The following is a 21,780-nucleotide window of genomic DNA, read 5'->3' on the forward strand; positions in this document are numbered from 1 at the left end:
AAGCCATGAAAAAAATATTATCTCTATTTTCTATTATTCTATTTTTAACTTCTACTTTTATTTTCAGTAGTTGTAACTCTAAAAAAGAAAACGATATGAAACTTCCAAGTGGAATTTGGCGAGCTACCTTACAACAACAAGAAGGTGCAGTCCTTCCTTTCAATTTTGAAGTAAACTATTCAGAAAATGAAAACGATACCATTCCAACTTTTACACTTATTAATGGCGAGGAAAAAATCCTCTTAGATAATGTAGTAAAAAAGGGAAATGTATTTACAATTCCGATGCACATTTTTGAAGGCGAAATAGTAGCAGAATGGAATGCAGCCAATCAAAAATTAGTTGGAAAATGGAATCGTAGAAGTTTTACCAATGCTAGTTCATTAGATTTTTCGGCTACTCCAAACACAAAAACTCGTTTTGAAGCCAATCAAACAGCAAAATTTGATTTGAGTGGGAAATGGGAAACTTATTTTTTATCAGAAGGAGATTCTAGTGCAGCTTTAGGCGTGTTTGAAAAGATAGAAACAGCAGATGTAAAAGGAAATTTGAAAGGAACATTTTTGACCACAACAGGCGATTATCGCTATCTTTTTGGAAGCGTTTCGAATGATTCTTTGTATTTATCTTGTTTTGATGGTTCTCATGCATTTTTATTTGTAGCAAAAGCAGAAAATTCAACTACACTAAAAGGAAAATTTTGGTCTGGAAAAGGACAACCTGTAGATTTTGTTGCTACTCGTAACCCTAATTTTACACTTCCAAAAGCTGACACACTTACTTATCTGAAAGAAGGATATGAAACAATTACTTTTGAGTTTCCAAACCTAGAAGGAACACTTATTTCTTTAGACAATCCAAAATACGATGGAAAAGTACGTATTGTACAACTTTTAGGTTCTTGGTGTCCGAATTGTATGGATGAGACCAATTTTTTGACAGAACTATATTCTACTTATAATCCAAAAGGATTAGAAATAATTGGACTTGCTTACGAACAAACAGAAGATTTTGAAGATGCAAAAAAACGTTTGGAAAGAATGAAAAAACGCTTGAATGTAGAGTATGAAATTCTTTTTGCTGGACGTGCAGATAAACAGTTTGCAGCACAAACATTGCCTATGTTAAATCATGTGATGTCTTTTCCAACAACTATCTTCATTGATAAAACAGGAAAAGTAAGAAAAATACATACAGGTTTTTCAGGAAAAGGAACAGGAGAATATTATGACAATTATGTAGAATCAACTACTAATTTTGTGGAGAAACTTTTGAGTGAATAATCAGAGAGTGTAATCTACTGAGTGGTTTGTTATCTTTGTTTTATTTCCTAGTTTTTACTTTTTCATTTTTTACAGATGATTACTACACTTACTTTTTAGTATACTCCTCAAAAAAAATACTCTTACAAATAAATGTAAGAGTATTTTTGAATTTTTTTTTAATAACAAATTAGTCATTTGCTTCTTCTGCATGTTCGATAGTTTCCATTCGTTTCCAAATAGTATAACGAGCATCTTGTAATACTTGAACCGATGAAATTGGCATTTCAGTTTTGTTTTTTAAAACATCATCCATTTCGTCCAAGATATATTTTTCACCACGTTTACATTCTTCTAAAATTGATTCTGTGTTGTCAGAAGATAAAGCTGCTTTAAAATCTAACCACGCTTTGTGAATAGAACCCAAAGCTGTTCCGTCAGTTCTACCTCGTGTTACAGCAGGCGCACCTAAAGTAGCTAATTCTTGATTTATGGCATTCAAAATACCTTCACGTTCTTTAGCAAATGTTGTAAATAATGATGTTAAATAAGGAGTATCAACTTTTTCGGCTGCGTCTTTATAACCTTGCACGCCATCGATACATAATTCTGCAATGTCTTTAAGATATTCTCTTGTTTTGTCGGTATTCATAATGAATTAAAAATTTAGATAAAAAAATAATATTATTTAAAATATTGTAATAAAAAATGTAATTTTCAGATTTATAAATTTGTTTTTATTAAATAAGAAGATTACATTATAAGAACACTCATAACAAAAAAATGTTTGATATAATTTGTATTTTATTTTTCAAACCTACTTTTTTAACATCTTCAAAACTTCATCTGCCATAAGATCTACCCATTCTTTATACATTTGAGCTGAAGGATGTAATCCATCATTTGCAATTAGATTTTTATCAGAAATTGCTTTTCTAGAAATAGGAGTAATATCAAAATAAGTAACTTTATATTTCAATGCTACTTGTTTATTTATCTTGTTATAATAATCAATTTCTTGTGCTATCTTTTGTTCGTCCATTTTTTTGCTTTTTGCATAATCAGTCATTCCATAATCAGGAATTGAAATTACAAAAACCTTAGAAGCATCTTTTTGAGCTAGACTAATTGCTTTTTGCAACAGTTTTTCAAAACGTGCTTCATATTTTAGACTGTCTTCTTTGTCATATTGGTCATTTACTCCAATTAGAAGAGAAACTATATCATATTTTTGTTTGAGTTCATTTTTTTGTTCTCCCAAACGAATAGCTGTCAGAAGTTGCTCACATGTCCAGCCTGTTTTAGCTATAATTTTAGGTTCTTCAAAATAAATTCTTTTATCATTTTCATTATTCTTTGATAGAAATTCTATTTTTTCAGCAAGTTGAACAGGATAGCGTTCTCTTATTTTTACACTTTCTCCTATTGTATAAGAATCACCTAAGGCTAAGTAAGTGGTTTTTAAATCAGAATTATTTGAAACCTCAGCATTCTGAGAGTTTGTTTGTGGTGATTTGCAAGAAATAAATGATAAAATAATGAGGAAAGCAAATCCAGTTATAATAGAGTTTTTTAGGAGCATTTCTTATTTTTTTGTAAAAGGGATTTTTTTTATTTGAAGTCTAAAGCTACTAAAAAAAAATGTTTTTCTGCTGTTTGAAAAATAGTATATTATTTTTCAAACAAAAAATTAGATTTTACGTTAATAGGCTGATTTTATTTGATAATAATCTCCTTTTTTGTAAAAAATAGTCTGAAATTTGTTTGTACAATTAATAATTCTACATACATTTGCGACACAATGAAACAGCTTTTCAAAATATCGTTTGTGCTACTCTACCTTTTCCTGTTAAACGGAAATGGTTTTTTGTATGCCCATACAAATCAAGCAAACGAAAAGACATCTTTAGAAAAGTTTTTTTCTACTATTGAAAATACCAGTGAATCGCTAGATGCTGATTTTGATAATCAGTATGTTATTCCTATACTAGAAGCAGATTCATTTCCTAGTGGTAAAAAGAAAAGTAAACGCTTTAAATTTCGTTTTTTTGAAAAAGAAGAGAAAGAAAAAGAAGACAAACTACATTCTTTAGAAATATCTTCACAAGGTAGTTTTACTTTTGCTTCTATTTTTAATACTCCTCTATTCGCTAGATTCTATAATTATAATAGAAACTATCTTTATGTAAGCGAAAACCTCAATTATTTCTTATTTCATAAATGTTATATTCTGTTCCAAGTGTTCAGGTTATGATGCCTTGTCTTTCCTCATTTTAGGTTTTTCAAATTTTTGAAATAACCTATCTCTGTATCTCAGCTTTATCTATGCTTTTTGCACGTACTAGAATCAATATTTTTTATACAAATATTTGATTGTCAAGTAGTTGTTTATATGTTTTGCTGTTTATACTATTTTAAGGTATCTAAATTAATATTTATTAAAGAAATAATCATGAACAAGATATTACTTGGACTTATGAGCTTGTGCTTAATTTTGCTTTATACAAGCTGTGAGTCCCACCACGAAAAAGAAGAAGAAGAAGTAACTTTTTTGGTTACAAATCCTATCAAAATGGATACTTCAGTTATCAAAAATTATGTTTGTCAAATCCACGCTATACGACATATTGAGCTTAGAGCTTTAGAAAGAGGCTATCTACAAAATACGTATGTTGATGAGGGACAGAAAATAAATGAAGGACAAGCCATGTTCCAAATTATGCCAATGCTCTATGAAGCTGAAACTCAAAAAGCTCAAGCTGAAGTAGATTTTGTAGAAATTGAATATAAAAACACTAAAAAGTTGGCTGATAGTTCTATCGTTTCTCCCAATGAATTAGCACTTGCAAAAGCAAAACTAGACAAAGCAAAAGCTGAGTTATCGCTTACCAAAGTGCACTTGGGCTTTACAAAAATTAGTGCGCCTTTTAGTGGTATCATGGACAGGCTGCAAGTAAGACAAGGAAGTCTTTTAGAGGAAGGCGAATTACTGACTACACTTTCAGACAATAGCACTATGTGGGTATATTTTAATGTTCCTGAATACGAATATTTAGAATACAAAGCCAATGAGAAAAAGGATAGTTTGATGAAAGTAAATCTATTAATGGCAAACAATAAGCTATTTAGTGAAGTAGGTTATGTAAAGGCAATAGAAGCTGATTTTAATAATGAAACTGGAAATATTGCTTTTAGAGCTACTTTTCCAAATCCAAATGGTCTTTTAAGACATGGAGAAACAGGAAATATTCAAATGACTGTTCCTTTCAAAAATGCTATTATTATTCCACAAAAAGCAACATTTGAGATTTTAGAGAAAAAATATGTTTTTGTGGTAGATAAAGAAAATGTAGTTCATCAAAGAGAAATTGTAGTGGCTGGAGAACTTCCAGATTTATATGTCGTTCAGGCAGGTTTGAAAGAAGACGAAAAAATCCTACTTGAAGGAATTCGAAAAGTGAGGAATAATGATAAGATAGCATTTGAATACAAAGACCCTAAAGAAGTGCTAGACACTTTAGAGGTCTATGTAGAGTAAAATAAACAATTATAAATTACGAATTACGAATTACGAATGTAATCTTGTAATAAGTGATTTATAATTTAAACGATTTTACAAACTCTTATCAAAAAATATCGCATTAGGAATAGAATTAAATAAAGGAAGCAGTTTTAAATCCTAAACTGTTCATTATGAATATATCATGTTCGTAATTTTTAATTCGTAATTCGTAATTGCTTCTTAAATCATTCATTTTTCAAATTCCAATTACCATGTTCGAACAATTCTTAAAACGACCTGTACTAGCTATAGTATTGTCGTTAGTAATTATATTCTTGGGTGTAATGTCCATTTATACCCTCCCAACTTCTCAATTTCCATCTATTGCACCTCCAATGGTAATGGTTTCGGCTTCTTACCCTGGGGCAAGTGCCAAAACGCTAACCGAATCAGTTATCATTCCTTTAGAACAAGCCATTAATGGTGCTTGGGGAATGCGTTATATGAAATCTGATGCAACTAGCGCAGGGGAAGCAAATATTCAAATCGTTTTCGAACCAGGAAGCGATCCCAATCAAGCCTTAGTTCAAATTTCTAACCGTGTAGAGCAAGTCAGAAACCGACTTCCTGAGCTTGTTCAGCGTGAAGGTGTAATTATTACACCAATGATGCCGAGTATGTTGATGTACGTAAACCTTTACAGTACAGACAAAAATGCAAACATGAAATTCCTTTTCAACTTTGCAGGTGTAAATATGTTGCCTGAATTGCAACGTATTAACGGTATTGGTCAAGCAAGGATATTAGGTAGCCGTCAGTATGCAATGCGTATTTGGTTAAATCCTGAACGCATGAGAGCCTATAAAATTTCGCCAGATGAAGTAATGAAAGCTCTTGAAGAACAAAGTGTTATTGGTAAAGCTGGTCGTATTGGTCGTGGAGATGGTCAGCGTGCAGAAGCTCTTGAATATGTTTTGGCTTATTCAGATAGGCTCAATGATGAAAAAGAATATGGCGATGTGATAATAAAAGCCAATTCTGAGGGCGAAATTTTGCGATTAAAAGATATTGCTACAGTAGCCTTAGGAAGTGAATATTACGATATTTATTCTAATATTAATGGTTATCCTTCGGCTGCAATTGTGTTGAAGCAAACATACGGAAGTAACGCAAGTGCAGTTATTGAAGACGTGAAAATTCAATTAGAAGAACTCAAAAAAACATTTCCACCTGGAATGGAATACGAAATTAGTTATGACGTTTCTAGTTTCTTAGATGCTTCTACTGAAAACGTAGTTCATACGCTTAGAGATGCTTTTATTTTGGTGGCATTGGTAGTATTTATATTTTTGGGCGACTGGCGTTCGACGCTTATTCCTACTTTAGCTGTGCCTATTTCACTTATTGGTGCATTTATTTTTATGCAACTTTTTGGTCTGACCATCAACATGATTACCCTATTTGCACTTGTTTTGGCTATTGGTATTGTTGTCGATGATGCCATTGTCGTGGTGGAAGCCGTTCATGCCAAAATGGAAGAGGAAAATTGTTCCCCTTACGTAGCTGTACAAAAAGTGTTGAAAGAAATTAGTGGTGCAGTTATCGCCATTACGCTACTTATGACGGCTGTATTTGTTCCTATTGCATTCATGACGGGTCCTGTGGGAGTATTTTATAGACAGTTTTCTATTACTATGGCAAGTTCAATTGTACTTTCTGGACTTGTAGCCCTTACACTTACACCAGTTTTGTGTGCTATGATTTTGAAAAATAATCATGGTAAAAAACGCAAGAGAACATGGCTAAATAGAGGTTTGGATGGCTTTAACAGAGGTTTTGAAAAATTGACTAATGTATATGTAGGTCTATTGAAAAGAATTGCTCATAGAAGATTAGTTACGGCTATTTTGTGGATTGCTTTTGCTGGTGGTATTTACGGAATTGCAACAAACTTACCTTCTGGATTTATTCCTAGTGAAGACCAAGGAATGGTTTATGCCATTATCCAAACACCTCCAGGTTCTACTTTGGAGCGTACTAATGATATTGCACGTCAGTTACAAGAACTCATGAAAGAAGTAGATGCAATTCAATCTGTTTCTACAATTGCAGGGTATGAAGTTTTGACAGAAGGACGTGGCTCAAATGCTGCAACTTGTCTAATTAACTTAAAACCGTGGTCGGAAAGACACCATACTGTTACTGAAGTTATTCACGAATTAGAAGAACTATCGACAGCCATACCAGGGGCAACAATTGAATTTTTTGACCCTCCAGCCGTTCCAGGGTATGGTGCAGCAGGTGGTTTTGCACTTCAACTTTTGGATAAAGCAAATACAGGAGATTATGAATTACTTGAAAAAGTAACAAATGATTTTATGGAAAGACTAGAAAAACGCAAAGAACTATCAGGTGTGTTTACATTTTACAGTGCCAATTATCCACAATACGAAATCGAAATTGATAATCAATTAGCTATGCAAAAAGGCGTTTCTATTGGAAATGCTATGAATACACTTTCTGTTTTTGTAGGTAGTACGTATGAACAAGGTTTTATCAAATACCAACGTTTCTTTAAAGTATTTGTACAGGCTTCGCCAGAATTTAGAAAACTACCAGAAGATGTTTTGAATTTGTGGGTAAAAAATGATGTAGGTGAAATGGTTCCGATGTCTGCTTTTATGAAAATTCATAAAACACAGGGAGCAAACGAAATCAACCGTTATAATATGTACACTTCATCAGGTTTTAGTGGTGTGCCAGCAAAAGGCTATAGTAGTGGAGAGGCTATTGATGCCATACGAGAAGAAGCCAAATCATTACCAAATGGTTTTGATATTGACTGGGCAGCTCTTTCTTATGATGAAGCAAGACGTGGAAACGAAGCTATTTATGTTTTTATCGTTGTTTTAGTCTTTGTTTATTTTGTTTTGGCAGCACAATATGAGAGTTTCATTATTCCATTAGCTGTTATTTTCTCACTTCCTGCTGGAGTCTTTGGGTCGTTTTTACTTGTCAAATCAATGGGACTAGCCAATGATATTTATGCACAAGTAGGATTAGTTATGCTAGTCGGACTCTTGGGTAAAAATGCCGTTTTGATTGTGGAATTTGCTGTACAAAAGCAACAGCAAGGGTTTACTGTATTGGAAGCTGCCATTGAAGGAGCAAAAGTACGTTTCAGACCTATTTTGATGACTTCTTTTGCCTTTATTGCAGGTCTTATTCCTCTTATTTTAGCTCATGGTGCTGGTGCAATTGGTAACAAAACCATTGGTGCTTCTGCACTTGGGGGTATGCTTTTCGGTACTGTCTTCGGAGTAATTATCGTTCCAGGATTATATTATATTTTTGGAACAATAGCAGAAGGCAAACACCTTATTAAAGGAGAAGATGAAACGCCTTTGACAGAAGATAAACATGCCATGGATAATCCTCATGTTTTATAATTTATTCTTTTTTTGGTTCAAGCGTCGACGCTTGAACCAAAAAAATATAACATATTTTATCCAAAAAATAAAAACATAAAAAAATCATGTTCAAAATAAAAAAATACAAACTCTATAATTATTTGGTCTTTCTATTTATTTCTTCGTTTGTTACGGCTTGTTCTGTTCCTACGTTGGTAAATAAAAATGCAAATCCACAAACGCCTACTAATTATACAAATCAAACTGACTCTACTAATTCGGCTAAAATGAATTGGAAGCAGTATTTTAATGATGAAAATTTAGTTGCTCTAATTGATACAGCACTCAAAAATAATCAAGAATTAAATATTACACTTCAAGAAATTCAGATTGCAAATAATGAAGTAAGAATTAGAAAAGGAGAATATCTACCTTTTGTAGATATTGCTACAGGTGCAGGAGTTGAAAAACCTAGTCGTTATACCAGTAAAGGAGCAAGCGATGCGATGAGTGAAATTGAAGATGGCAGAAAGACACCTGACCCTTTACAGGATTATATGATAGGAGCATATGCAAGTTGGGAAGTCGATATTTGGAAGAAACTTAGAAATGCTAAAAAATCAGCTTATCTCAATTATTTATCTTCTATTGAAGGTAGAAATTTCTTAGTAACTAATATTATTGCAGAAATTGCTAATTCGTATTACGAACTTTTAGCCTTGGATAATCAGTTAGATATCATCAATAAAAATATTGAAATTCAAACGAACGCATTACGAATTGTTCGCCTTCAAAAACAAGCTGGTAAGGTTACCGAGCTGGCAGTCAAGCGTTTTGAAGCTCAGCTTTTAAATACAAAAAGTTTGCAGTTTGATATTCTTCAAGATATTACGGTTACAGAAAATAAAATTAATTTTTTATTAGGTCGTTATCCTCAACCGATTGAAAGAAATTCTACTGATTTTATGGCTTCTGTTCCAAATACAATTTCGGCAGGAATTCCTTCGCAGCTTTTGGGCAATCGTCCAGATATTAAACAGGCAGAGTTGAAATTGGCAGCTACAAAACTAGATATTGCTGTAGCAAAAGCTAATTTTTATCCTTCTTTGCGTCTTACGGCTGGTTTGGGACTGCGTGCTTTCAATCCTACGTTCTTAGTAAAAGCTCCTGAATCTATTTTATATTCATTGGCTGGAGATTTGGCTGCGCCTCTTATCAATAGAAATGCTATTAAAGCAAATTATTTGACTGCCAATTCAAAGCAAATTCAAGCTATTTATGATTATGAAAGAACGATTTTGAACGGTTATTTAGAAGTTACAAATCAGTTATCTTATATCGATAATTTACAACAAAAATATGATTTGGAAACTCAACAAGTAGAAGCTCTTAATCAGGCAACTACAATTTCAAATGATCTTTTTCAAGCTACAAGAGCCGATTATATGGAAGTTTTACTGACTCAACGTGATGTTTTGGAAGCAAAAGTAGAACTTATAAATACTAAAATGCAACAGATGAATGCCATTGTAAATGTATATCGTGCCTTAGGTGGTGGTTGGAACTAGAAATTAGACAAGAATAAGGTTTTAACTGTTTTAATTTAAACATAAAAAAAGCTATCCATACTTTTTGGATAGCTTTTTTATGTTGTGTTTTTGATATATAATCAATTTTTATAAAATTTCAGATGTTATTTTACATCGCATATTCTGATAAAAACTTAATACGCATCAGTCGTAATTCATCTTCTCCATATTCATCTTCTTCAAATTCATCTAAAGCATCTTGAATACTATCTGTTTCAGCATTCATAAAATAATCATAGATTTCATCCTGACGATCATAATCCATTATTTTATCAATATAATAGTCAAGATTAAGTTTTGTTCCTGAATAACAAATATGTTCTATTTCAGAAATCAAATCACTTACTTTTATTCCTTTTGCATCAGCAATTTCTTCTAAGTCAATCATTCTATCAATCTGTTGAATGATAAAAATTTTGACTTTTGATTTATTAGCCGTTTGTTTTACTAATACTTCTGCATCAGTTTCAATATCATTATCTTCTACATATTTGTTGATGGCATCTAAAAATACTTTACCAAACTTATCTACCTTTGCCATTCCAACACCATTTATTTGTGCTAGTTCGTCATTGGTGGTAGGATAAACAGTTGCCATTTCTTCCAAAGAAGGATCTTGAAAGATTACATAAGGAGGAAACCCTTTTTCTTTTGCTAATTTTTTACGTAATTTTTTAAGTAAATCAAATAAAACAGGGTCATGTCCTCTGTCTACTGTTGTTCCTCCAATATCTTTTTCTTCGTCTTCTGCTGTGATTTTACTAAAGTCGTGATCTTCTGTCAGCATTACTTTATGCGCCTTTGGATTTTCCAAAAATTTTCTTCCTTTATCATTTAATTTTACAACACCATGATTGTCAAAATCTTTGTTGAGATAATTAAATAATAAAACTTGACGAATTACAGAACGCCAATATTGAACAGTTTGATCTTTTCCATTACCAAAAACACTTACTTTATTATGACTATAACTTTTGACATAGTCAGTTTCTTTTCCTATCAATACATCAGCGATATGACTAATCGTAAAACGTTCTTCTGTTTCCTTGACAGCTTTCAAAACCCACTCTGTGTGTTCATTAGCTTCAAATTTTGGTTTTGGTTTGTCTGTATTGTCATTAAAACCTCCATCTTTATCTACATTTTCTCCAAAATAATGAAGTAATTGTCTTCTTCTACAAACTCCAGAAGTAGCATAATCCATCATTTCTTGTAACAAGTGACGTGCATTGTCTCGTTCTGTAACTGGTTTGTCTTTATTGAATTTTTCTAATTTATGAATATCTTCTGGACTATAAAACATAATACAGTCCGCATTCAATCCATCTCTTCCTGCTCTTCCTGTCTCTTGATAATAACCTTCTAAAGACTTTGGTGCATCATAATGAATTACACAACGAACATCTGGCTTGTCAATTCCCATTCCGAAGGCAATAGTAGCAACAATTATATCTACTTCTTCATTTAGGAAAGCATCTTGATTTTGCATTCGGATACTAGAATCCAACCCTGCATGGTAAGGACGTGATTTTATATCATTGACTTTCAAAAATTCGTGAATTTCTTCTACCTTTTTTCTACTCAAACAATAAATAATACCTGATTGTCCTTTTTTTCCTTTTAAATATTTTATTAACTGTTTTTTTACATTTTTCTTTGGACGAACTTCATAATATAAATTCTGACGATTAAATGAAGTTTTGAAGACATTTGCATCTTCCATGTGAAGATTCTTTTGAATGTCTTGTTGTACCTTTGGTGTTGCTGTTGCTGTAAGCGCAATAATAGGCAGATTTCCAAGTGAATCTACAATGAAACGGATACGACGATATTCTGGACGGAAATCGTGTCCCCATTCCGAAATACAGTGAGCTTCATCAATAGCAATAAAAGAAAGATTTGCTTTAGATAAAAAATCTAAATTTTCTGGTTTGGTAAGAGATTCTGGAGCAACATAAAGCAGTTTTGTATTTCCTGCCAGTACTGATTTTTTGACTTTATTACTTTCTGATTTTGAGAGCGTGGAGTTGAGAAAAGAAGCATTAATTCCGACAGCATTGAGCTGATCAACTTGATTTTTCATGAGAGCTATCAAAGGCGAAATTACGATTGCTGTTCCCTCCCTTACAATAGCAGGAAGTTGGTAACAAAGTGATTTTCCTGCTCCTGTGGGCATAATTACAAATGTATTTTTGCCATCAAGAAGGTTTTGAATAATTGTTTCTTGATTTCCTCTAAATTGATTATATCCAAAAACTTCTTTTAGTGTTTTTTTGAGATTTATTTTTTGCTCTACCATTTTAAAACCTTTTGTAAGATAGGGTACGACTTGTGAAATAGTATTAATACGAAGTTGTTTAGAGAGTTTATAATTCTGCTTGAATTACATTCATCTAATCTTTTGTTTTCTACTATATTTGATTATTTCGTGCTAGTTAAAACTTTAATTTTCTAATTCTATATAATAAAGTTAGCACAAAACTTTTAGAAAACAAGCCTATTTTTGTGTTTTATAGAAAAATAATTTACAATAAAGTACCTTTCTATTCACAATTTAGTTACAGATTCTTCATGAAACATTTATAAATCTGTTTTTGATAAGCATTTTTATTTACGTATTTATCTATTACCAATATACTCAATTACTGTAAAAAAACAACTATCTTTAAGGGTGATTTTTTTATAAAATTATTAGAGGGTATGTTTGAAGATTTTACCATTTTCAAAATGGTCTATTGTTTTGATAGGACTAAAATCTTGTAATGAAATTTGTGTTCCTTTTTTATCCAAAATTCGTAAAGGTGTTTTTCCATAAAAAGAAGCCCACATAGAATACGAACTCGGCACACCTAAAATATAATCACAGGCAGCTAAACAATACATATCTTCTAAGAAATGATTGGTAGAAAAACAAATATCTAAATTTTGTTCTTTAAAAGGCTTTGTTTCAATTTTATCATTCGAACAAAGTAAAAAACGAACTTTTTGATTTAGATTTCTAACATCATTTTCTACCTCTGCTTTAATCTGAACTAAAAAATTAGCATATTCTTCCCATTCAAAATAATATTTCCCTCCAAAAAAATCTTTATAATCGCCTCTTCGGATATGTACACCTACCAAAATATCAGTGTCCTGTCTTCTTTTGTCTATTAATTTATTGACATTATCTATATGTTGTTGTTGAGGTGTAAAAATGGTTCGAAGTTTATTCGCATGTTTTTCAAAGTTTTGATAATCTCTAAAATTCCACCCCTGCACAAAAAGAATTTTCTTTGTTTTTTCTAAAAACTCTTGACTATTCAAATCATATTTCCGTTCGTCTTTATCATAATCTGAAATATTTAGTGTTTCTATCCATCTTTTATTTTTATCAATTTTGGGCAAACGATAACGTAAACGCTCTAAATTTTGTTGCAAAAATTTATCGATAGAATCATTTTCTGAAAGACGAGTTTTGATAGAATAATTTAGAAATTTATTTTGAGCTACAGCAGGAAAATACTCTTCATATTCATCAAAATTTGGATTATAAAGTGTGTATTTGTGTTCAATAGCATTGGCTATAAAAAAAGCAAAAGAAAAAATTCGATTAGCAAGTTGTCCAGATTTTCCGTCTATAATGACCATTTTTATAAAATAAATTAAGGAATATTGTAAGTTATATCTCTGTCGTGGTGTGTAAAGAAATACGCATAATTTGAGCGTAATTCTTCCCATCCTTTTTCAGTTTTGAATTTTTCATTCATTACGTCCTCCCAAGCTATTCTCATACTTCTAGCACAAAGCAATGCTGGGACTTGTCCAACACCAGTTCCCAAGCCTGAAAGAGCAACCGTTTTGATTCTCTCTTTTATAAGATCTCCATTTTCAAATTTCCCATAATTTAAGAGTGTCAAAATTGCCTTCATACTCAAATATACGTTCGGACTTCTATGAATTGTCATGGGAGTTCGCATAGTCGGAGCAGAAATCAAATAAGGGAAATCGGTATGGTCTGTGGGAATAATTTCAGCTTGACCAACTAATAGTTCTCCAAAATATTTTTCTCTAATTACTTTTTGAAGTCTTTTTTCAATATGCCAACCCAAATTTTTAGAAATAGCAAAATCAATTCCTCCATTCATAAATCCAAAACTATTAGCAGGACTTACAATAACATCAGAAGGATAATTAAAAATAGAATCGTTCTTGACAATTACATTTTCTACATCTTGAAAAACTTTTTCCCAAGCAGCAGTAACTTTCTCGTTTGTATCTACAAAATAAAATTTCATTTTGTAAATTTAAGAATGAATTTTTACAAAAACTAGAATACAGTCAAAGGCAAGCCTTTAATCTACGATAAAAATCTATTACTTTTTTTGAATACTCTCTGTCATGAGTTTATAAATTTGAGTAAAATTATCATCCAAATTCATTTCCTTATTCATTGTTTTGAGCATTTCTAAATGTTTTTCAATTACCTTTTTATCATTTCTAATTGCAGGACCTGTTTGAGCATTGGAAGGATTTATTTCTAATGCTTTTTGAAGTGTTTCTTCCAAGAGAGGTTTTAGCATATAAAAGGGAAGGTTTTTTTCTTTCAAAATCTGCTCACTGATTGTCCACAAATAATTAGAAAAATTACATGCAAAGACAGCAGCAACATGCAAAATACTTCTATCTTTTGAAGAAACTTGAAATACTTTTGTTGAAAACTGTTTGGCTAAATTTGTCAGTTTTTCTTCAATTTCTTTCTCACTTGCTTCTATACAAAATGGAATAGAACTAAAATCTACTACTTTTGCCTTACTAAAAGTTTGTAAAGGATAAAAAACACCAATTTTTTCTATTTTTTCTCCTAACACATTTTGATTAGCTAGTTTTAGCATTTCCATCGGTTGCGCTCCCGAAGTATGCACCAAAATACAGTTTTTTGGAAGAATAAGTTTTGATAAAACACGTTCAAAAGCTCCATCTGCAATAGACAAAATAGCTAAATCTGCATCTATTTTAGAAAAGTCTAATTGTTGAACAGAATGACTAATTTCTATATCTTTATTCAGATTATCTATTTCTGTCAGTTTTTGCTTTAATGATTCTGCATTTTCTCTGTTTCTACTCCAAATATGATTAATTTTTATCTCTTGTTTTTTAGAAAATAATACTGCCAAATGCCAAGCTACATTTCCAGCACCAATGAATATAGTTTTCAAATTAATTAAGAATTTAATATTACGATTTCAGCAAAGATAAAAATATAGCGAATGTTATGCTTATCTTTTTTATTTCCCATCATAAATAGAAGGATTCAATACTTTTTCTAAATCATCTATTTTGAGCAAATCTTGAATAGTTTGTTCAATACACTCTCTTGTCAATTCTTTTACAAACAAATCGGGTGGTTTTTGATAAAGTCCTCCTAAATTTTGCCCTGTTTCTTTATCATAGTTGATAGCTGTTTCTAAAAATTTGTATGTCCAAATATTCAAACCATAATGTCGTCCATCTTCTAAATCAACATGGATATTACAAAACTCATTTTCTATATCCCAGTTATTGGGATCTACCTCTTCAAATTCTAACCACAGCGTAAATTTTGGATTTACTGTTTTTTTGGCTTTTATTTTATTATACAACTTTCTTAACTCTTTATTTTCTGTCCAACCTCCACTTTCTGTCATTGCAATAATTAAAAAATCTCTACCTTCTTCGATTGTATTAGCTTGTCCTTTTACAGTTGCATATCTCCATGGGCTTTTTTCATTCATTTTGTATTCAAACTGAATTGTTTTATCACTAAGAGCTGTAATTGCAATATACCAACCATCTTCCCAATTATCTGTGGGTTGTATTGTAAGTACATCATGAGAAGTCAAACCATATAATGTAGTATTAATAAATGTATCATTTACCATTGAGAGGAAAGAACACATGAGTTTTCCCACTTCATTATAAGAAAAAGAAGATGTATCACTTATAAATCCTTTATAGAATTCTTCAAGTGTTTCACTTTTTTGTTCAGAACTTCTAATTATTGGCATTTTATAAAAACTAGGTTTATTTACTGCTAACTAAATAATTTCTTTTTATCTCCAGTAAGTTCATAATATTTATGTTTTCCATCTGTATCTTGAACTGCCACGACATGCAAAATAGGAACACCTAGTTCTGTTAGTGAAAAATTAAGTAGTCTTTCTTCTGTTGTTTCTAAATTGAACTGTCCAATAGTTTGTTTTGGTGCAGGAGTTTGTTTGTCTTCTTCATTTTTTCCTTCACTTCTACACTCTTCGCAATGACTTTCGTAATCAAAAATACGGAAAGAAGGACGGTAAAATTCAATTTGTTTTTGGCAAGTTCGGCACGACATATTCTTTACAAATGTTCTATCTCCTCTAAAATCTAATGTTGCTCCTTCGCCTGAATTTTCTGGTTTAGAAATTTCTTTTAAGAAATCTTTAAGTAAAATATCTGTATTCAAATCTAAAGAAATAATTTCATCATAACTCGCTTGATGCGCCCAACAATCTGGATTATCTGGCATATCAAAAACATCAAAATCATTTGTTTTTCCTTGATAATAGATTTGTTTTCCGACAGGAACTTCTTGTCCACAAAGGAATTTTATCGCTTCCTGCACTTGCAACGCACCCACCAAAGCAGAGGCAATCTGAACTGTAGGGATTTTTCCTTCACTAACTACTTGTTTTTTAAAATCATCACATGAATAACGCTCTCTAGCAGCCTGCCATTGATTGGGTGACAAACTACACTGATAACAAGGCGCATGAGGAGGTTTATAAAAATTAATTCTCAAACCTAATTCATAAATTCCTGCATCAATCCAAGGCGTGCCTGCCAAATAACATTGTTTGTTTACAGCAATTCTGGTTTCGATATTATCCAAACAACCCAAAACTATATCTACGTGTCTATAAACGCCAGTTCCAAGTTCCCAAACAACATCACCCTCAAAATAATTTACTTTAAAATCATCTGAAAGAGCCATTTCTTTAATTCTTTCAGCTGCTGTTTGTGCTTTTCGTTTTCCTTGGTCTCCTTTTCTGAATAAAACTGTTCGACTTAAATTAGACTTTGAAATATCATCAAAATCGGTAATCAGAATATTTCCAACTCCTAAAAGAGCCAAATTTTTGAGTGTTTCGTTACCGATTGCACCAGCACCCACTACCAAAACAGTAGCATTTTTTAGTTTATCTTGTTCCCACCAATCTATTCTTTCTTGACGGTCAAAAAAGCTGTCTTCTGTTGATGAGATGTTGGTTACTTCAAATTTTGCCATAATTTCTGGTATATTTCTTTTTTGATTTATCTTTTTAATTATGATTTATAAAATAAATTCAGATTTCCGTTTTCTATTTTTTTGGTCGAATAGGCTTTTGTATCATTTTTCTGAATTACATTTTCTATTCTTTGATTTGCTAATAAAGTATAATTTTTATCGATTTCAAAACCAATAAAGTTTCTATTTAATTTTTTGGCTGCTACTGCTGTTGTTCCACTTCCCATAAAAGGGTCAAGAACAATTTGATTTTCTGTCGTTGTAAGTGTTATCAAAAACTCTAGTAAAGCAACAGGTTTTTGTGCTTCATGAAATTTATTTTCATCGTAAACAGACTCAAAGCCAAATTCTAACAAATTTGTCGGACTTGTTCCATTTATTTTGCATTCTGCAATATTTAAAGCTCCGACGTCATTTTTTAGAATATTATCTGTAATTGTAATTTTATAAGGCTTAAAAAACCACGCAATAGGTTCATAAATAGGCGCAAGATTTCCCAAACGCCACCCTTTCCATTTTTCTGCATCTTCTTTTAAACCACGTTTCTCCAAAATTCCTGAAAGACGTTGCGCTCTATGATGAGCTGAAGGCTTTTTCCAAGCCAAAACATCTTTCAATAAAAAACCACTATCTTCAAAGGCATTTATAGCTCGGTGTAATGTTCTTCTTGCACCAAAAACAAAAACTGATGCCCCTTCTTTCATAATGGGGAAAATAAGTGATGACCAGCTTTCACACCATTCTTGATATTCTTTTCCACTATTTCTGTCTGCTGAACTCCAACCATTTATTGGTTTTCCTCTACGTTTAAATCCTGTTTTTCCTTTTTGTGCTGGCGACTCTCCTAAAAGTGCCGAATTTGTATTTTTATGTAAAACGTCCCATTCATCTAAATTTATTCCATACGGAATATCCGAAAGAAACAAATCTATACTTTCAGTTTCTAAATGCTTTAAATGTTCTATACAATCCCCATTTGTAATTGTATTTAGATAATCTTTATTCATAATTAAATACCTTCTATATTAATAGTTTTTTGTATTGTTTTAATTTTATTCTCTATTTTTTCAGACTTGATTAATAATTTTATCGCATCTTCTTTTGATAAATTTTGAAAAGATTTTATTTTCTCATTCCAATAATTAATTCCTTCTAATCCAATTTGTTTAGTTTTTTGGATTTCTAAATTTCTATACTGTTTTATTTTTTCAATAGGTTGATTTACTGAATTAGCGATAGTTCTATCAATAAATTCCCAGTACTGAATAGCATCTTGAAGTTTCAAATCAGAATTTTCAGAAAGTCTTTTTCCTGTTTCTAAGACAGACTTTAAAGGTTTTTGATTAGAAAAATCAAGTAAAAAATGTAAATGAGTATATGAAAGTAAGGTTACATTTTTAGAAACAGCTTGAGAATATATTTGGCTTTTTCGGCTTGGATATTGAGCCAAAGGAGCAACTAATAAAGCATAGTTATTTGTTTGTCGCCAAGTATCTAAAGCATTCACTTTAAAATCTTTTTGATTTTTGGCAGTTCTACTTAATCTAAATGTTTTTGCATCTGCTACTAATGTATACTCTTTAGTTCTTCCTAAAACATCAGCCGAATTTCCTCTTGCACCCAAAACTTCAGATTTTACTCCTAAATAATTGAGTGATTGAGCCAAGAAAATATCTGAAAGTTTAGCCCAAATTTTCTCTTCTGAACTATCATGGTCAAACATTTCTGGTAATATTCCAACATCAATAATATTTTCAATTAGTTTTTTCTTGCTAATAGTAGCTACATAATTTTCTAACTGCTCAAAAGCATTCTTTTCTTTAGCAACTTTGAAAACTAACTCTATTAATTCTTTACGCATGTTTTTTATTTAAAAGTAAACTGTCTAAACCGTTTTGACATAATACAAACTAAATAAATCAAAATCTTCGTGACTTTCTAGTTGATCAAATTGATACCCAAAACTAAGATGTGCAGGACGCTCAGCAAACTTTACATAGGCGTATCTATCTAAAAGCTGAAAAATCTTTCCTTCTTTATTACTTTGTCCATAAAGAACAACTTCTAGTTTTTGAGAGTTTATTTTTATATCATCACTTACAGCTAAAATAAAATAAGCAACTTCTTCAGCATTTTTAAACTCAAAACGATTTAAGAAAAGTAAACTTTGTTCCTCTAAAACAGCTACAAAAAGTTGATTTCCTTCTATAAGTGCATGAACTTGATTCGCTTTATTTTCTTGTAATAAAAGTCCTTCCAAAAAAGCAGCCGTTTGATGCACATACGTAATTCCTGTTTTTTGATGAGGATATTTTTCTTCTATCCAATCTGAAACCATTTTTGGCATCGAAAAAAGACAATTTGTAGAGGCAAGCTGATGCTCACTAAACTGTACATACGTTTTTGAGGTATCCAAAGTAGTATTGAAACGCAAATAAGAAAGGGCATATTCTGTTCTGAAATATTCATCTGGAACAAAGGTAAATTCTTGTCCTCCCATCATAAGTGTAATTTTCTGCCAATATCCAGCCGAAGCAAAACTATGTGTATCTACCAAACTGCTAAAGGCTTCTAAAAACTGCTCATCGGTTTCTAAATAAAAATCAGATGTATATCGTTCGTAACACAGACAACGATCTGATTTTGTATCAAAAACCACTAAACGACATTGTGTAGGCGTAAGGGCAAAACAAAGTTTGTATCTACCTATTTGATCGACTTCAAACTTTTCATCTCTTATAATTAAATCTTCTTGGAACACGCTATATTTTTGTGTTAATGTGATGCGATTAATTTTTTATTCTAACCAATCGAATAGCTAAGAAAGTAAAAAAAGTGCATTCTTACAAATCAATTATTAATTATGAATCGAAAAGGGAATAAAGTCAATTAAAATTACCTTCTTTTAAGGTAGGGAAGCTAATTAAATTTATGACTAACTATTTCTTGGGAATAAATTATTGTCAGTGGAGATACCAATAGTAGTAAAAAAATAGGTATTATTGGTGTCTCCATCAAGGACAAAAACGTAACATGCTTTTTACAACATCTCAAAAAAAAATATAGCACAAATTAAAATTGGTTTCTTTTCTCTTTTTGAGAAAATATAAATTACAAATAAATCAGTAAGTAAAAAACGTAAAAAAATACTTTCTAAAACAATTATTTAGAAACATTCATTTCTTCCAAGTGGCTTTTATCATTAGCTAGTTGTAGTTCAAAACTATGCGTATCATAATGATAATGCAAAATGTACAAACCTAGGTTGGAGTGTTCGAAGTCATCCATATTCGAAATAGGTTGTCGCATAAGTTGGCAGAGTAATATTCTCATTGCTCTTCCGTGCATACAAACCAAAACTTGTTTTTCGTGTGGACGGGAAAGAATTACCTCTAGGGCTTCTCTTTGTCTTTCTGCTACTTCAAGAGGACTTTCTCCTTTTGGTACTTTTAGATGTAGCTCTCCATTACGCCAGCCTTTCAGCATTTCAAAATAGGCATCATTTTCTTCTTTTGTAACAGGTCTTCCTTCTTTATCGCCCCAACTCACCTCATTGAGACCGATAAGTTTTTCCCAAGCTATTTCTAAATTTAAAAAATCTTGTACACTTTGATGTGTTCGTTTGAGCATTGAAGTATAGACTTTATCAAATTTTGTATGTCCATGTTTTTGAAAAAATAGTTCAGCTTGTTGTCTTCCGACATCATTCAAATCTGAATCTATGCCACAACCTTGTACTAAACCTAATCGGTTGTATTCAGTTTGTCCGTGCCTAATAATATAAATAATTTTATCTGGAGTAGAGGTTTTCATAATGAATTGTGTTTTAGTGAATTGAGTATTTATTTTTATAAATCTTTGTTAGATAATTTAGTTTTGTAGGAGTTTTTTTTGTTTATAAGTCAAATATAGATACAATTTACCCAAACAAAACTAAATAGATAACGTCTGTATTAAATAAAATAGTTTCAAGAATTGTACTAATTTTATGTTACAGATTGATAAATAAGTAGAATTACAGACTAAATATAAAGTATAGAAAATGAATATTCATAAAATAGACCCTCATTTACATCAATCTTTTTTAGAAGAAGAACGAAAAGATGCCATTACAGGAGACTTAATTCAAGCAAATGATGAGGTTGTTTTTTGTGGAGTTTGTAAATCTGCTTTTTTGAAAGATTCTTGGGAGTATATTGGTAAAAAACATTGTAATGAGTCTAAAACGCTTGATTCTGTTCCTATTTCTCAGCCTTTATCGCTTAGTGTTTTCAAAATTATTCCTACATTTATTACGCTCATAAATTCAGATATTTCTTTTAAAGAGTGTCAAAATTTTCTTTCTACTTTTAAGCCAAGTGATAAAAAAACAGTTATTTATTTGAAAGAAAACTTTAAGAAAGGAACGTCAAAATATAATGAGTTATCAGACCAATATAAAAGAATAGAAAGTAAGCGCATAGGAGATGAAATGCGAAAAAATCACAAATCTGTTGAAACAATAGACGAGGATACTCTAAGAGCTTTCATTGTAACAGTAACAGTATCAGTTTTTGCTATACCACTCTCAATCTTTGCGTTTAGTAGATTCATGAGAATTGGTTGGGTAGAATGAGTAGCTTTGGCTTTAGTAGTTATAGTAATAATTTACTTTCTTACGACAAAGCTATTTAATAACTCTGAATCAAATGATAAGGAGATTGATTGTCTTCTAGAAAAGGAGCAAATCGGA

The 21,780-nt window shown here is 31.4% G+C and carries 18 protein-coding genes; 6 read left to right on the forward strand and 12 right to left on the reverse strand.

Features of this window, described 5'->3' with window-relative positions:
- Positions 1-5: 5 nt before the first annotated feature.
- A complete protein-coding gene (locus tag V9L04_RS18395; protein WP_338791387.1) occupies positions 6-1,283 on the forward strand; it encodes a TlpA disulfide reductase family protein in 1,278 nt (425 codons plus the stop codon).
- Positions 1,284-1,452: 169 nt separating this feature from the next.
- Here the strand turns inward: V9L04_RS18395 and V9L04_RS18400 are convergent, their stop codons facing one another.
- Positions 1,453-1,914 carry a PA2169 family four-helix-bundle protein gene (locus tag V9L04_RS18400; protein ID WP_338791388.1) on the reverse strand — a complete coding sequence of 154 codons (462 nt, stop codon included), beginning with the start codon at positions 1,912-1,914 and terminating at the stop codon, positions 1,453-1,455.
- Positions 1,915-2,079: 165 nt separating this feature from the next.
- Positions 2,080-2,844, reverse strand: coding sequence for a GDSL-type esterase/lipase family protein (locus V9L04_RS18405; protein WP_338791389.1), 765 nt, complete (start codon positions 2,842-2,844; stop codon positions 2,080-2,082).
- A 219-nt stretch (positions 2,845-3,063) separates the two neighbouring features.
- Between V9L04_RS18405 and V9L04_RS18410 the strand changes: the two genes are divergently transcribed.
- From V9L04_RS18410 to V9L04_RS18425, 4 genes are all read left to right on the forward strand, one after another.
- Positions 3,064-3,516: a hypothetical protein gene (locus V9L04_RS18410; protein ID WP_338791390.1), complete on the forward strand. Its 453-nt coding sequence runs from the start codon at positions 3,064-3,066 to the stop codon at positions 3,514-3,516.
- A 198-nt stretch (positions 3,517-3,714) separates the two neighbouring features.
- Entirely contained in the window at positions 3,715-4,800 is a 1,086-nt protein-coding gene (locus tag V9L04_RS18415; RefSeq protein ID WP_338791391.1) for an efflux RND transporter periplasmic adaptor subunit, read from the forward strand.
- Between the two features lie 236 nt (positions 4,801-5,036).
- On the forward strand, positions 5,037-8,213 hold the full coding sequence (locus V9L04_RS18420) for an efflux RND transporter permease subunit (RefSeq protein ID WP_338791392.1): 3,177 nt from the start codon (positions 5,037-5,039) through the stop codon (positions 8,211-8,213).
- An 86-nt stretch (positions 8,214-8,299) separates the two neighbouring features.
- Entirely contained in the window at positions 8,300-9,742 is a 1,443-nt protein-coding gene (locus V9L04_RS18425; protein WP_338791393.1) for a TolC family protein, read from the forward strand.
- 130 nt (positions 9,743-9,872) lie between these two features.
- On the opposite strand, the gene recQ is transcribed toward V9L04_RS18425, so the two are convergent.
- The 10 genes from recQ to V9L04_RS18475 all read right to left on the reverse strand — a co-directional run bounded on the left by recQ (position 9,873) and on the right by V9L04_RS18475 (position 20,861).
- The gene (recQ, locus tag V9L04_RS18430; protein WP_338791394.1) at positions 9,873-12,062 is read right to left on the reverse strand and encodes a DNA helicase RecQ; all 2,190 of its coding nucleotides are present in this window, start codon (positions 12,060-12,062) and stop codon (positions 9,873-9,875) included.
- 392 nt (positions 12,063-12,454) lie between these two features.
- Positions 12,455-13,393, reverse strand: a complete 939-nt coding sequence (locus V9L04_RS18435; RefSeq protein WP_338791395.1) for a hypothetical protein — start codon at positions 13,391-13,393, stop codon at positions 12,455-12,457.
- 14 nt (positions 13,394-13,407) lie between these two features.
- On the reverse strand, positions 13,408-14,040 hold the full coding sequence (locus V9L04_RS18440) for a macro domain-containing protein (RefSeq protein WP_338791396.1): 633 nt from the start codon (positions 14,038-14,040) through the stop codon (positions 13,408-13,410).
- Between the two features lie 78 nt (positions 14,041-14,118).
- Entirely contained in the window at positions 14,119-14,961 is an 843-nt protein-coding gene (locus V9L04_RS18445) for a DUF2520 domain-containing protein (protein WP_338791397.1), read from the reverse strand.
- Positions 14,962-15,030: 69 nt separating this feature from the next.
- Complete coding sequence (locus tag V9L04_RS18450) at positions 15,031-15,789, reverse strand: hypothetical protein (protein WP_338791398.1); 759 nt, start codon at positions 15,787-15,789, stop codon at positions 15,031-15,033.
- Between the two features lie 26 nt (positions 15,790-15,815).
- Positions 15,816-17,048: a ThiF family adenylyltransferase gene (locus V9L04_RS18455; RefSeq protein WP_338791399.1), complete on the reverse strand. Its 1,233-nt coding sequence runs from the start codon at positions 17,046-17,048 to the stop codon at positions 15,816-15,818.
- A gap of 38 nt (positions 17,049-17,086) precedes the next feature.
- The gene (locus tag V9L04_RS18460) at positions 17,087-18,055 is read right to left on the reverse strand and encodes a site-specific DNA-methyltransferase (protein WP_338791400.1); all 969 of its coding nucleotides are present in this window, start codon (positions 18,053-18,055) and stop codon (positions 17,087-17,089) included.
- A gap of 2 nt (positions 18,056-18,057) precedes the next feature.
- Positions 18,058-18,909, reverse strand: a complete 852-nt coding sequence (locus V9L04_RS18465) for a HindIII family type II restriction endonuclease (RefSeq protein WP_338791401.1) — start codon at positions 18,907-18,909, stop codon at positions 18,058-18,060.
- A 24-nt stretch (positions 18,910-18,933) separates the two neighbouring features.
- A complete protein-coding gene (locus V9L04_RS18470; protein WP_338791402.1) occupies positions 18,934-19,809 on the reverse strand; it encodes a DUF3822 family protein in 876 nt (291 codons plus the stop codon).
- Between the two features lie 401 nt (positions 19,810-20,210).
- Positions 20,211-20,861: a histidine phosphatase family protein gene (locus V9L04_RS18475; RefSeq protein ID WP_338791403.1), complete on the reverse strand. Its 651-nt coding sequence runs from the start codon at positions 20,859-20,861 to the stop codon at positions 20,211-20,213.
- 229 nt (positions 20,862-21,090) lie between these two features.
- Between V9L04_RS18475 and V9L04_RS18480 the strand changes: the two genes are divergently transcribed.
- Complete coding sequence (locus V9L04_RS18480; protein ID WP_338791404.1) at positions 21,091-21,663, forward strand: hypothetical protein; 573 nt, start codon at positions 21,091-21,093, stop codon at positions 21,661-21,663.
- The last annotated feature ends 117 nt before the right edge of the window (positions 21,664-21,780 follow it).

The organism is Bernardetia sp. MNP-M8 (assembly GCF_037126285.1).
GTDB lineage: Bacteria > Bacteroidota > Bacteroidia > Cytophagales > Bernardetiaceae > Bernardetia.

Excerpts from the sequence above, each read along its gene's own strand:
- V9L04_RS18395 (WP_338791387.1), top strand. The coding sequence starts at position 6 with ATGAAAAAAATATTATCTCTATTTTCTATTATTCTATTTTTAACTTCT.
- V9L04_RS18400 (WP_338791388.1), bottom strand. The coding sequence starts at position 1,914 with ATGAATACCGACAAAACAAGAGAATATCTTAAAGACATTGCAGAATTA.
- V9L04_RS18405 (WP_338791389.1), bottom strand. The coding sequence starts at position 2,844 with ATGCTCCTAAAAAACTCTATTATAACTGGATTTGCTTTCCTCATTATT.
- V9L04_RS18410 (WP_338791390.1), top strand. The coding sequence starts at position 3,064 with ATGAAACAGCTTTTCAAAATATCGTTTGTGCTACTCTACCTTTTCCTG.
- V9L04_RS18415 (WP_338791391.1), top strand. The coding sequence starts at position 3,715 with ATGAACAAGATATTACTTGGACTTATGAGCTTGTGCTTAATTTTGCTT.
- V9L04_RS18420 (WP_338791392.1), top strand. The coding sequence starts at position 5,037 with ATGTTCGAACAATTCTTAAAACGACCTGTACTAGCTATAGTATTGTCG.
- V9L04_RS18425 (WP_338791393.1), top strand. The coding sequence starts at position 8,300 with ATGTTCAAAATAAAAAAATACAAACTCTATAATTATTTGGTCTTTCTA.
- recQ (WP_338791394.1), bottom strand. The coding sequence starts at position 12,062 with ATGGTAGAGCAAAAAATAAATCTCAAAAAAACACTAAAAGAAGTTTTT.
- V9L04_RS18435 (WP_338791395.1), bottom strand. The coding sequence starts at position 13,393 with ATGGTCATTATAGACGGAAAATCTGGACAACTTGCTAATCGAATTTTT.
- V9L04_RS18440 (WP_338791396.1), bottom strand. The coding sequence starts at position 14,040 with ATGAAATTTTATTTTGTAGATACAAACGAGAAAGTTACTGCTGCTTGG.
- V9L04_RS18450 (WP_338791398.1), bottom strand. The coding sequence starts at position 15,789 with ATGCCAATAATTAGAAGTTCTGAACAAAAAAGTGAAACACTTGAAGAA.
- V9L04_RS18455 (WP_338791399.1), bottom strand. The coding sequence starts at position 17,048 with ATGGCAAAATTTGAAGTAACCAACATCTCATCAACAGAAGACAGCTTT.
- V9L04_RS18460 (WP_338791400.1), bottom strand. The coding sequence starts at position 18,055 with ATGAATAAAGATTATCTAAATACAATTACAAATGGGGATTGTATAGAA.
- V9L04_RS18465 (WP_338791401.1), bottom strand. The coding sequence starts at position 18,909 with ATGCGTAAAGAATTAATAGAGTTAGTTTTCAAAGTTGCTAAAGAAAAG.
- V9L04_RS18475 (WP_338791403.1), bottom strand. The coding sequence starts at position 20,861 with ATGAAAACCTCTACTCCAGATAAAATTATTTATATTATTAGGCACGGA.
- V9L04_RS18480 (WP_338791404.1), top strand. The coding sequence starts at position 21,091 with ATGAATATTCATAAAATAGACCCTCATTTACATCAATCTTTTTTAGAA.